The 11,884-nt window shown below is 59.5% G+C and carries 12 protein-coding genes; 9 read left to right on the forward strand and 3 right to left on the reverse strand.

What is annotated here, in order from left to right; translation table 11 throughout:
• Nucleotides 1-200 precede the first annotated feature (200 nt).
• Nucleotides 201-767, reverse strand: coding sequence for a hypothetical protein (locus tag MHY08_RS10260; RefSeq protein WP_239236564.1), 567 nt, complete (start codon nt 765-767; stop codon nt 201-203).
• A gap of 22 nt (nt 768-789) precedes the next feature.
• Entirely contained in the window at nt 790-2,100 is a 1,311-nt protein-coding gene (locus MHY08_RS10265) for a M20/M25/M40 family metallo-hydrolase (RefSeq protein ID WP_239236565.1), read from the reverse strand.
• Between the two features lie 78 nt (nt 2,101-2,178).
• Here MHY08_RS10265 and bioB point away from each other — a divergent pair, with 78 nt between their 5' ends.
• The 3 genes from bioB to MHY08_RS10280 are packed head-to-tail and all read left to right on the forward strand — an operon-like array spanning nt 2,179 to nt 4,365.
• Entirely contained in the window at nt 2,179-3,159 is a 981-nt protein-coding gene (bioB, locus tag MHY08_RS10270) for a biotin synthase BioB (RefSeq protein ID WP_239236566.1), read from the forward strand.
• Nucleotides 3,159-3,431, forward strand: coding sequence for a hypothetical protein (locus MHY08_RS10275; protein WP_239236567.1), 273 nt, complete (start codon nt 3,159-3,161; stop codon nt 3,429-3,431). The genes bioB and MHY08_RS10275 overlap by 1 nt, the downstream gene beginning before the upstream one ends.
• 10 nt (nt 3,432-3,441) lie before the next feature.
• Nucleotides 3,442-4,365, forward strand: a complete 924-nt coding sequence (locus tag MHY08_RS10280; RefSeq protein WP_239236568.1) for a Sir2 family NAD-dependent protein deacetylase — start codon at nt 3,442-3,444, stop codon at nt 4,363-4,365.
• Here the strand turns inward: MHY08_RS10280 and MHY08_RS10285 are convergent, their stop codons facing one another.
• Nucleotides 4,366-5,355, reverse strand: a complete 990-nt coding sequence (locus MHY08_RS10285) for a triacylglycerol lipase (protein WP_239194686.1) — start codon at nt 5,353-5,355, stop codon at nt 4,366-4,368.
• A gap of 301 nt (nt 5,356-5,656) precedes the next feature.
• Between MHY08_RS10285 and MHY08_RS10290 the strand changes: the two genes are divergently transcribed.
• The 6 genes from MHY08_RS10290 to MHY08_RS10315 all read left to right on the forward strand — a co-directional run bounded on the left by MHY08_RS10290 (nt 5,657) and on the right by MHY08_RS10315 (nt 11,860).
• Nucleotides 5,657-5,962: a helix-turn-helix transcriptional regulator gene (locus MHY08_RS10290; protein ID WP_239236569.1), complete on the forward strand. Its 306-nt coding sequence runs from the start codon at nt 5,657-5,659 to the stop codon at nt 5,960-5,962.
• On the forward strand, nt 5,955-7,103 hold the full coding sequence (locus MHY08_RS10295) for an MFS transporter (RefSeq protein ID WP_239236570.1): 1,149 nt from the start codon (nt 5,955-5,957) through the stop codon (nt 7,101-7,103). The genes MHY08_RS10290 and MHY08_RS10295 overlap by 8 nt, the downstream gene beginning before the upstream one ends.
• Before the next feature lie 478 nt (nt 7,104-7,581).
• Entirely contained in the window at nt 7,582-8,985 is a 1,404-nt protein-coding gene (amn, locus tag MHY08_RS10300; protein WP_239236572.1) for an AMP nucleosidase, read from the forward strand.
• A gap of 73 nt (nt 8,986-9,058) precedes the next feature.
• Nucleotides 9,059-9,571: a phosphoribosyltransferase gene (locus tag MHY08_RS10305; protein WP_239236574.1), complete on the forward strand. Its 513-nt coding sequence runs from the start codon at nt 9,059-9,061 to the stop codon at nt 9,569-9,571.
• Between the two features lie 21 nt (nt 9,572-9,592).
• The gene (locus MHY08_RS10310; protein WP_239236576.1) at nt 9,593-11,074 is read left to right on the forward strand and encodes a SulP family inorganic anion transporter; all 1,482 of its coding nucleotides are present in this window, start codon (nt 9,593-9,595) and stop codon (nt 11,072-11,074) included.
• A gap of 285 nt (nt 11,075-11,359) precedes the next feature.
• Nucleotides 11,360-11,860 (forward strand): ferritin, encoded by a 501-nt coding sequence (locus MHY08_RS10315; RefSeq protein WP_239236578.1) that lies wholly within the window; start codon nt 11,360-11,362, stop codon nt 11,858-11,860.
• Nucleotides 11,861-11,884: the final 24 nt, after the last annotated feature.

Below are 11,884 nucleotides of genomic sequence, written 5' to 3' on the forward strand. Positions count from 1 at the left end.
CGACAACGCTATCCCAACCGAGTACGAACACTCGATAGGAATCAGAAAAGGCCCCATGAAGTAACTAACCGTGTACCCGCCCGCGACACGCCGAGCGGACACACATTCTGCTACTTAACCCAAATTTAATCCCGGCTGCAGTGCGCATGCCGGGATCTATTTTCAGCTAGACCGCTAAGCGGTCCGGCCAAGTGAGAGTCTTAGAAGGAAGACAGCTGCTGCAGCTGCTGGATCTGCGGGATCTGTGGCAGCTGGAACTGGGATACGGCGTTCTGGGCAATCTTGGCCGCGTCCGGGATGCGGAAGGTCTGGCCCAGGAAGGGGACGTCAACAGTCGGCTGGCCAGGGATGGTGCCCAGCTCGATGACCTTGGCGTTCTTGGCTGGCGCCGGGGCAGGGGCCGGTGCCGGAGCCGGCTTCGGTGCGGGAGCATTGCCGCGCTGGCCGCCGGTGTTGACCGGCTTGCCCTGACCGGTGGTGCCGTTCAGGCCGCAGCGGGCAATGGCCTCATCCATGCGGCCGATGGCACCGCGGACTTCGTTGCCGCGTGGGTGCACGGTGGCAACGGCAAGGGCCTGGGACTTCTTCTGGTTGTAGTCAGCGGAGTTGGTCCAGTACTGCTGTGCCTGGGAGCAAGAAATCTGGCCGGCAGGCATCTTGTCGAGGAGGGTATCAACGGCGTCGGCATGGGCAGCGGCAGGGGCGGCGAGGGTTACGGTCAGGGCGGTAGCTGCAGAAAGCAGCGCGGACTTACGTGCAAAGCTCATGCCAGACATCATGCCACACTTGTTACGCCTGTGACAGGCCGAGGAAGCGATTGACCAGGCTGCGGTATGCGCGCACGGTGAGCTCGAGGTCCTCCAAGTAGAGGTGCTCGTCGTGGCTGTGCAGCTGCGAATTGGCGCTGGCCATATCGCGGCCCTCGGCGTGCATGGCAAAGCCATAGGCATTGCCGCCCTTGCGGCGGGCGAAGCGCAGATCGGAGCCGCCGGTGGCGTGAACTGGGACAACGTCCTTGTCGGGGAAGAATTCCTTGGAGGTGGCCTCAATGGCGCGCCAGAGCTCGGTATCGGTGGAAGATTGCGTGGCATCTTCGGTGATGAGGTGTTCGATTTCTACCTCATCGGCCATGTCCCCGAGGGCGCTGCGCAGGAAGTCATCCAGATCCTCCTGGGTCTGGCCGGGGAAGGGGCGCACATCCATTTCCAGGTAAGCGTGCGAAGGCAGCACATTGATGGCGCCGCCCGCGCGCAGGACGGTCTCGGCGATGGTGGTGTGGCTAAAGGCGTGGGCGTAGGCGTCGAGGTTGCCGAACTTGGAGTAGTCACCCGTGCCGTCGATAAGCTCCTGCTCCGTCTGGGGATCAAACTTGAAGGTGCGCACGAAGCCCTCCCAGATCTCATTGGAGGCCGTGGGCGGCTCAGCGGTGGCGATGCGGCGAGCGACCTCACCGATCTTCACGATGGCAAAGTCCTTGCCATAAGGCGTGGAGCCATGGCCAGCATCGCCATGTACGTGCAGTCGGCGCTGGCCAGCGCCCTTTTCTCCCACGTTGAAGCCCACCGCGCCGGGCAGGTGGCTGCCGCCGGTCTCAGACAGGCAGTTCTTCCACGAAAAGGCATCGGGGTGGTTCTCGGACATAAAGCGCACGCCAAGGCCGCCGCGGGCCTCTTCATCGGCCATGCCGACGAAGGCGAGGGTGCCGCCCGTGTTACCGTCGCGGGCGACCTCGCGCGTGACGGCGGCCATGGTGGCGGTAATAAAGAGCATGTCTACGGAACCGCGGCCGTAGAGCTTGCCATCCTCGATGAGGGCCTCGAAAGGCGGCTTGGTCCACTTGGGCTCATCCACGGGGACGACGTCTGTGTGGCCCATGAGGGTGAGCGGTTCCTTTTCTGGATCGCCGGGGACGGTTACCACGATGGAAACGCGGCCCGGGTGGGACTCGAAGCGCTCAATCTGTACGTCTTCGCCCGCGAAGAATTTTTCCAGGCTATCCGCATTGCGCACCTCGTGGCCGGAATCTGGGGTGAGGTCATTAACGCAGGCATTGCGGATAAGCTCTTGGAGGAGGGAGAGGGTGTCATCATAAAGCGTCATGCCCCCGAGGGTAGTTCCGTACAGATTTATATGTGGTTTTAACCAAAGTTGAACGCCGTTCAAGTATGGTTTAGCACCATGAGCATCGTTGACATCGCCCGTGAGAAAGCCCTGGAGCAAGGCAAAGGCCTCAACCAGGAAGAGCTACTGCAGGTACTGCAAGTTCCGGATTCCCAGCTGGAGGAAATCGCTGATATCGCTCACCAGACCCGCCTGAAGTGGTGTGGTCCGGACGTATCAGTAGAAGGCATTATTTCCATCAAGACCGGCGGCTGCCCAGAGGATTGCCACTTTTGTTCCCAGTCCGGTCTCTTCGAGTCTCCAGTGCGCGCCGTACGCCTCAACATCCCAGAGCTGGTGGAGGCGGCACAGAAGACCGCCAAGACCGGTGCTACTGAGTTCTGCATTGTTGCCGCGGTGAAGTCCCCGGACGATCGCTTGCTGGACCAGGTGGGCGAGGCGATTGCCGCGATTAATGACGCCGTCGATATCGAGATTTCTTGCTCGCTGGGCACCCTGACCCGCGAGCAGGCGCAGCGCCTGAAGGATATGGGCGCGCAGCGCTATAACCACAACCTGGAGACCTCCCGTTCCTTCTTCCCTAATGTGGTCACCACCCACACCTGGGAGGAGCGCAAGCAGACCCTCGACTACGTGCGCGAGGTAGGAATGGAGGTCTGCTGCGGCGGCATCATCGGCATGGGCGAGTCCCTGGAGCAGCGCGCCGAGTTCGCCGCGCAGCTAGCAGAGATTGATCCGTGCGAGGTGCCGATGAACTTCCTCGATCCGCGCCCGGGCACCCCCTTTGCGGATCGTCCGCTGGTTCCGCTGGGTGAGGGACTGCGCGCCGTGGCGGCATTCCGCCTGGCCATGCCGTCTACCACCTTGCGCTTTGCTGGCGGTCGCGAGCTTTCGCTTGGCGACGACGGCACGGAGCGCGGCCTCCTTGGCGGTATCAACGCCATTATCGCCGGCAACTACCTGACCACCCTGGGCCAGCAGATTGAAAAGGATGTGGACATGTTGAACCGCATCGATCTGCCGATTAAGGCCCTGTAGTGCCTGGTTTTTCCGAGCCAACATCCGAATTGGCTGCTGCCGTACTGGCTGGGGACGAGCCGATTTTCCATCCAAATACCGGCAAGCCGGTCGAAGAGGAATTCACGCTGCACCCGGCGGCCGCAGCCGGCCTCGATGTGCCGCGCTACTGCCAGATCTGTGGCCGCCGCATGGTGGCCCAGGTACGCCCCGATGGCTGGCACACTACGTGCTCGCGCCACGGGGAGCTGGATTCGGAGTGGCTCTATGTAGAGCACCTGCCCGAAAGCTAGCATCGGGGGCATGGATCCCGCCGTCTCCCTTGCCCACCGGTCTGCGCTGCGTTCGATCGCCCGAGTGGTCGAAGAATCGGCGCCGCATACGGAGGAAGGGAAGGCCTTAGGGGACGTCGTCAAGCTGCTGCGCGAGGGACCCGTAATGGTGCTCACCGGGGCTGGGGTATCTACGGACTCGGGCGTGCCGGACTATCGGGGGCCGCGCGGCTCGTTGAGTAGGCACCGGCCGATGACCTATCAGGAATTTCGCCACGACCCGGCCGCGAGCCATAGGTATTGGGCCCGCAGCTTTGTGGGGTGGCGTGTCATGGATTCCGCGGTGCCGAATCGCACGCACTATGCGCTCGTGGAACTGGAGCGCGCCGGGCTGATTAATGGCGTGGTTACCCAGAATGTGGACGGCCTGCATAAACAGGCCGGGACCGCGAACTTGGTGGCGCTGCATGGCGATATGGAAACCGTCGTGTGTCTGATGTGCGGATATCGGGAGGCGCGGCCGCACTTCGATGCGCGCCTAGCTGCAGCGAACCCGGGTTACCTGGAACGCCTCGTGGTGGAGGCGGATCAGGTGAACCCGGACGGTGACGTGACGCTCGCTGAAGCAGACGTGGCAGCCTTCCGCATGGCAGGGTGTGAGCGCTGTGGTTCTGCACTGTTGAAGCCGGACGTCGTCTACTTTGGTGAGCCCGTGCCGGCGGAGCGCCGCGATGCTGCTTTTGCACTGCTGGGCCAGGCGCGTTCGCTCGTGGTGGCCGGCTCTTCGCTGGCGGTTATGAGCGGGTACCGCTTTGTGCTGGAGGCAAAGAAGCAGGGCAAGCGCGTGGCCGTTATCAATGGCGGGCCCGGCCGGGGTGATCAGAAAGTGGATACGCTGTGGCGCACCCAGGTGGGTCCGGCCTTTGACGCGGTACTCGATGAGCTGGGGCTATAACTAGCGCGGGATGCTCTCCACCAATTCCAAAATGGTGCGCACGATGGCGCGAACGCGCTTATCCATCGGCATATCCTCGTGCATGACCATCGCGAGGCGGTCGAAGTCTTGGACATAAATATTGCGGACCGTGCCCTCTGCGACGCCGCGGGGGTCGAGAAAGCAGGTCTCGGGCGGGACAACGACGGCGTCGGACCGCGTGGCAATGCAGGTATAGCTCACGCCGGATTCCAGATCGCCGTCCCGGTTGGTTTCGCGCAGAGCCTCACTACCGACGACCTGGTCCATGCCCGCCGGACCAAACCAGCCATCAATGATGGAGCGCAGCACCGCTTCCTGGCGCGGGGTGCGGATGAGGCGGCTGGCGATTCCGCCATAGGTGGTGCCGTGATTCGGCGCGCTAATGCACATCAGGTGCAGGACGTTTTCGGCCCCGCCCTCCATACGCATCCAATAGCGGGCAAGCAGCCCGCCTTGGGAGTGTCCGATGAGAATAACCTTGTCCGCGCCGGTAGCTGCGCGGACGGTATCGATATAAGCGCCAAGCTGGCGCGCAGATTCCGCGAGCGGCTGGGTAGCGCGGTGCCCATAATCAGGGGCGAAGACGGCCCAGCCGTCCTGGCGCAGTTCATTGCCTAGGAGCTGCCATACGCCTTTGGTATCGCAGGTGCCGTGGATGAGGATGACCGGCCAGGGTCGTTCCGCAGTAGGACGCGCGCTCCAGTCATCTTCGAAGACGCCGCGCGGTTTGATGCGGGCTCCAAGGGGAAGGGTAGCGGCGGCATCGGCGTCGAGGGCGGTATCGCCTGGGCTGGTCTTGACCTTCTGGGCTTTGATGAGGTCCGCGATTTCGGCCGCGACCTCCTCGCGCAGTGCCGTGGCCTCGGCAGGGGAGGCGACGCCGCGACGCGGGGAATCGGTCAATTCCTTCTCGTTGGCACGCCAGAATTTGCGGAGTTGTTCGGAAATAGTGGATTTCAACTCAGCCATGGTTCCGGATTGTACTCGTTATTGCAGGTTACCTGTGTTTTTGCCAGGGGTGAAGAAATTTATGGGCAAACCCTTGACCATCCTACGAAAGGTTTATAAACTTAGGCTTGCCTAATCACGGGCGGTGCTTGCAGGAGGGTGCGCTCCACTCCCTCCTTGGGTGCCGAGAGATTAGTCATGGGGAGAAGGCCCACCGATGCGCTGTCGGTGGGCCTTCGTTTATGCAAGAAATCTTGCACGAATGTCTCGGGTAACTTAGTGTGGCTAATCGTTCAAGAATTATTGCACGATTGGAGTTGGAATGAGCCCACGAAAATATGAGCATCCGGCCACCGAGGATTTAGAATTCGTCCGTGTATTGGCTGCAGTAAGTGATCCCATCCGGTTGGAAATGGTCAAGCGCTTAGCGGACGGCGAGGAGCACGATAGCTTGACGCTTGCTGACAACCTGCCTCGGTCGACCCTGACTTACCACACTCGGCAGCTGCGTGAAGCCGGTGTGACGTGGACAAGAAGCCAGGGGCGCACTTGTGTCATCTCTTTGCGCCGAGACGATCTAGACGAGTGCTTTCCAGGTTTGCTCGACATGGTGATTTCTAATGCTTAAACAGCTATGGCCGTTAGTTTTAGGCAGCGTAGCACTCGGGTTGGATGCGTATGTTATTGCTGGGCTGCTGCCTCAGATTGCCGAAGACTTGGGTGCAAGTGGCAGCGTGATTGGCCTAGGTGTTACCGCTTTTACCGGTGCTTACGCGGTATGCGGCCCACTATTATCGGGTAGGGCGGGCAAGGATCCGCGAAATGGGCTGCTGGGCGCTATTGCTGTGTTTTCTCTGGCCAATGTTGTGACCGCTGTATCCCCTACGGTGAGTGTTTTTATAGTTTCGCGGCTGATTGCAGGTGCGGCAGCGGGAATCTATTCGCCATTGTCCGCAGCGGTAGCGGGCATGTCGGTCACAGCGGAGCGTCGCGGACGTGCGCTGTCATTGGTGCTAGCCGGTTTGGCGGTGGGAACTGTTGCGGGTGTACCAGCGGGACTGGGAGTGGCCAAGGAGTTAGGCTGGCGGGCTGCCATTGCATTGGTATCGGTGGTTGGCATGGCGGCGTTGGCAGGTATAGCGATACGTAAAACGAGTGCTGTACCAGCTGTGCCTTCTTCCTCGCTAGGGCAGCGACTCCGAATCATTGGTCGGGTGGATAATTTTCTAACGGTCTTGGTTACTTTCTTCGTGGGAGTCGGTTCGCTGGGACTGTATACCTATATTTCCGTGGTGCTCGAACGAGTGCAGGTAGACACCATTCCTGGCATGTGGATTTGGGGAATTGGCGGTGCAGTTGGTGCATTTGGAATCGGGCGGGTGCTCGATAAGGTAGATAGTTCTCGCAAGCTAACGACCATAATCATCGTTTTTCTTGCTGCTGATTTTGCACTGTTGTTGCTATTTCCCTCGAGCCGTATGGTGGCACTGGTGTGTCTTTTTGCATGGGGGCTTTTGGGATGGTCTTCCATGGCACCGCAACAGCATTCGATGCTCAGTGCAAATCCTGATGAAGGTGCGACTGCCGTTGCTGCTAATGCGTCCGCGAATTATCTGGGTTCGGCTGTTGGCTCCGCAGTAGGTGGCCTATTTTTGCCCTCCTCCACGGGAATCTTATTGGGGGCGCTATTCGTAGTTTTATTAGGAATCGTCTGCAGTATCGGGGCGAGAGCCTTGTCCTTCCTTAAGCCTAGGGACAATGAGAATTAAGAATCTCTCGGATCAAAGGCAGGATGCCTGTGTCGGCAGAGGCGCATATACTTCTCGTGGTGCAGTGTGCCGATAGGGTCCGGCGGACCGCAGTTCTTTGCGAGTTAACCGTGGCAATCTGCTTGCCGAATACGGGGTTCGAACTTCATGGCCTCTGAAATGACGTTCGTATCGACGGTTGTCATGGGAACTCATAGTCCGCGCCTCATCATCGCGTGGTGGGAGGTGAATCTCAGCAGGGGCTTCGCGGGAGTTCTCATGGAGCGCTACCCCAAACCTTCTTCGGTGGAATTGTATCGCTGACTACCGTACGCACTTCTGCCTCCATGTAACGGATATCGTTTTGGTTCGTTGGCTTTCGTGCGCCTTTCTTTTTGGCAATGGTATCAGCAGCCATATTGCCGAAGCCTTGAGGAAAAGAAGGAATGAAAAGCGCAGACCGCTGCCGTGCTGCTAAGTCCCCGCTACACTCACGTCTATGACCGACCTGCAGCATGTCCACTCCGTTGATGAGGCGGTAAACCGCCTGATTGAGCTCTATGAGAATTCCTGCAAGCTTGCGCGCAAGACGCTGGAATCAGGAAACCTGGATGACTATCGTTACGTGGTTTATCCGAAGGTCACGGTGGATATCCGCAAATGGCAGCCCATCGATCGTTCCGAGCCGTTTGGCTACGTCAACGAGGCAGGCAAGTACTCGGCGGTAATTTCCAAGCCGCACATTATTCGGGACTATCTGCACGAGCAGTTGACCCGCCTAGCGGGCAATTATCCGTGCGATATCTTTGTTGGCCAATCGGACCAGCGCATCCCGCCGGAGTACATCAAGGACACCGCCACGGCCCCGCAGGAACGCGGGCCCATTCCGCGGCCCACGTTGGATGAGGTCAACGATGCGATCATTGATGGCGAATGGGATGCCTTCCACGGCGAGGAAAAGCCGCTATTCCACTTTGGCGCCCAGCGCTTCGATATCGCCTGTGCGCGCATCGAGCATTACACCGGCATCGAGGTCGATACGGTGCAGAAATACATTCTGTTTACTAACTACGCGATGCACACCACCGAGTTTGTGAAGTTTGGTCTGCGTGAGCTGACCAAGGAAGATTCGCGCTATACCGCCTTGGTGCTGCCCAATGGTGAGACCATCCACCCCAACGATGCGGTGGACCTTGATGTGGACGGTTTAACGTTGACCTCCCGGTACCAGATGCCCCGCTTTGACCTAATTACTGCCGGCGGCGATGGCATCACGATGATCAATATCGGCGTAGGCCCCTCGAATGCAAAGACCATTACGGATTGCTTGGCGGTGCTGCGCCCGGAGGCATGGATCATGATTGGGCACTGCGCCGGCATGGACGGCCGCATGCGCATCGGTGACCTGATTTTGGGCAATGCCTATCAGCGCAATGACCACATCTTGGATCAGAAGGTTGCGGCGACCTCTCCCATCCCGGCGATTCCAGAGGTACAGCGCATGCTCGAATCCGCGGTAAAGGCGGTATACGGCGACGATAACTCGCTCATGCGCACCGGCACGGTGCTCTCCACCGATGATCGCAACTGGGAGTGGCGCACCAACCGGGATCTGTGGGAGTGGCTGCGCACCTCCACCGCGGTGGCAGTGGATATGGAATCGTGCACGCTTGCAGCCAATGGCTACCGCTACCGCGTTCCTTATGGCACGCTGCTGTCGGTCTCTGACCTGCCGCTGCACGCCGTGCCGAAGTTGCCGGCGCAGGCGCAGGCTTTCTATTCCAATTCGAAGGAAGCCCACGTGATGTGCGCGGTGCGCGCGATGGAGCATCTAGCTGAGAATCCGGAGCGCCTGCGCACCCGCAAGCTGCGCCGGACTTTGGGCGAGGTTCCATTCCGGTAGGTGCCTTTTCTTTGGCAGGCATTGCTCGTTAAACTACAAAGAAATCCCATGACGCAAAAGGAGCCACACAATCGTGACTGAAAATTGGATCCACCCGGACCGGGAAAACCTCACCTGGGAGGTCTTCGGTGAGGCGAGCCGTAACCTGTCGGAACAGATTGTGGAATCTGGCTGGTTCCCAGATCTTATCGTGGGCGTCGCCCGCGGCGGCCTGATCCCAGCCGGCGCTATTGGTTATGCCATTGGCGTGAAGGCCATGGGCGCAATCAATGTGGAGTTTTATACCGATATCGGACAGACCCTAGATGAGCCCATCATCTTATCCCCGCAGCTGGATACGGATTCGCTGAAGGGCAAGAAGGTATTGGTAGTCGATGATGTCGCGGACTCCGGTAAGACCCTGGATCTGGTGGTTAACCTGCTCAAGGAGACCGCAGATGATGTGCGTTCGGCCGTCATTTATACCAAGCCAAAGACCATTTTCGAGCCGGACTTCTCGTGGAAGAAAACCGATCAGTGGATCAACTTCGCGTGGTCTGTGCTGCCCGTAATCACTGCAGATGGCTCATTTAAGGAAGGTTCCTAAAGTCCACTAGGATGTGCAGGCGTGATTACAGAACAGCCTGCTCCGACCAGCGTCATCGCCAGTTTCCGCTACGCATTCTCTTCGCCTGCGCGCCTGCGCAAGGAGGTATTCGGCGGCTTGGCGGTGGCGCTTGCGTTGATCCCGGAGGTCTTAAGCTTTTCCATTCTCGCAGGGTTGGATCCGCGGGTGGGACTGTTTTCCTCCGTGGTGATGGCAATGTCCATCGCCTTTACCGGCGGCAGGCCGGCGATGATTTCCGCCGCGGCCGGCGCGGTAGCCCTGGTGGTCTCTCCGCTCGCGCATGAGCATGGGCATGATTATGTGGTCGCCGCAGTGCTGTTGGCGGGAATTATGCAGGTGGTGCTGGCTGCGGTGGGCGTCGCTAAGCTCATGCGCTTTATCCCGCGCTCGGTGATGACGGGGTTCGTCAATGCGCTGGGCATCATGATGTTTACTACGCAGCTGCCACACCTTATTGATGTGCCATGGATGGTATATCTGCTGGTGGTCATTGGCCTGGCCATCATGCTGGGGCTGCCGCGGCTGACCACGGTGATTCCCGCCCCGCTGATCACCATTCTGGTGGTCAGCATTATTGCGGTGGCGGCTGGGTGGCAGGTGCCTGATGTGGCGGACCAGGGCGAGCTACCTACCTCGCTGCCGGGGCTTTTCGTGCCGGATATTCCGTGGAATCTAGATACCCTGCAGCTGATTGCGCCCTATGCCTTTGGCATGGCGTTGGTGGGCCTGATGGAATCGCTGCTTACGGCCAAGCTGGTCGATGACATTACGGATACCCACTCCGATAAGACGCGCGAGTCCTTTGGCCAGGGCGTGGGCAATATCCTCGCCGCGGCCATTGGTGGCATGGGTGTGTGCGCCATGATTGGCCAGACCATGATCGGCGTGAAGGCGTCTCAGGCGCGCACGCGCTTGTCGACGTTCCTCGCGGGCGCCTTCCTCCTCATCCTCTGCCTGCTCTTTGGCGAGACCGTCGGCCGCATTCCGATGGCTGCACTGGTGGCGGTGATGATTATCGTGGCCGCAACGACGGTGGATTGGCATTCGGTGCACCCGCGCACGCTAAAGCTCATGCCGCTATCAGAGACGCTGGTCATGATGGTGACGGTGGTAGGAACGCTGGCTACGCATAACTTGGCGGTGGGCGTGGTGCTCGGCGTGGTGGCGGCATCAATCGGCTTTGCCCGCCGCGTGGCCCACCTAGTTGAAGTTGAGCGGATTGGAGATGCCGAGTACGCGGTGCGCGGCCAGCTCTTTTTCGCCTCGTCCAATGACTTGGTCTACGCCTTTGACTACACGCTGGATACTCAGCGCGTGGTGATTGATATGAGCAAGGCCGAGGTGTGGGACGCCTCTACGGTGGCGACGCTGGATGCGGTGCAGAAGAAATACGCCGAGCGTGGCATCGAGGTAGAGTTCCGTGGCCTGGAAGGGGCGAGCGCACAGCGCCTCGATCGCCTGAGCGGATGCTTTGGTGATTAAAGTCACAAATTAGGCCTGGGGTGTGCGGGCGTAAGTGGTTGTGGCTGTTCTGGACGCCGAGAAGCGACCGCGTCCTGGCGAGGGATCTGCCATGACCTCGGGTTCTTAGGGGAACTTTCCCTTTCCTTGGGGGATAGCTTTGTCTTGGCTAACTTAGGTTATCCAATCTAAAAAAGCGTAATGACGTGCAAGTTTACTTAAGTAGACCTTGCTGGATCGCGGGAGATTCTCCGGTAGTGTGGTGCTTAGCACTAATTAATTTCCCCACACAGAAAGGTTTTTACAATGGACGAGAAGCTGCAAACCCTGTTGAATGACCAGGTTATTAGCGAATACGGCGCTTCCATGGTCTACACCCAGCTGGCCTTCGAGATGGATAACCTCTCCTTCCCGGGCATGCGCGATTGGTTCATGGGCCAGGCTGCGGAGGAGCGCGAGCACGCCGAGAAGATTGCGGACCACTTGCTCTCCCGCGGTTACCGCGTAGAGCTCAATGACATCCCGGTTGGCTCCGTCAAGGCCGCTAACCCGCAGGATGCCTTCCAGGCTTCCCTCGAGCACGAGCAGAAGGTGTCCGAGGAGATCCGCACCATCGCCCGCGCGGCGCTAGACGCACAGGATCTGGAATCCCGCCAGCTCGTTGACTGGTTCCTGAGCGAGCAGGTGGAGGAAGAAGCTACCGTTTCTGAGATTTTGGACCAGATCAAGCTGGTGGGCAATGACGGTTCTGGCCTGCTGCGCATCGATGAGCGCCTGGCTGGCCGCACCGATGGCGGCGCTGCCTAAGCCGCCCGGTGAATAACAAACCCA

Origin of the sequence: Corynebacterium sp. ACRPJ (assembly GCF_022347345.1) — a bacterium.
GTDB lineage: Bacteria > Actinomycetota > Actinomycetes > Mycobacteriales > Mycobacteriaceae > Corynebacterium > Corynebacterium tuberculostearicum_D.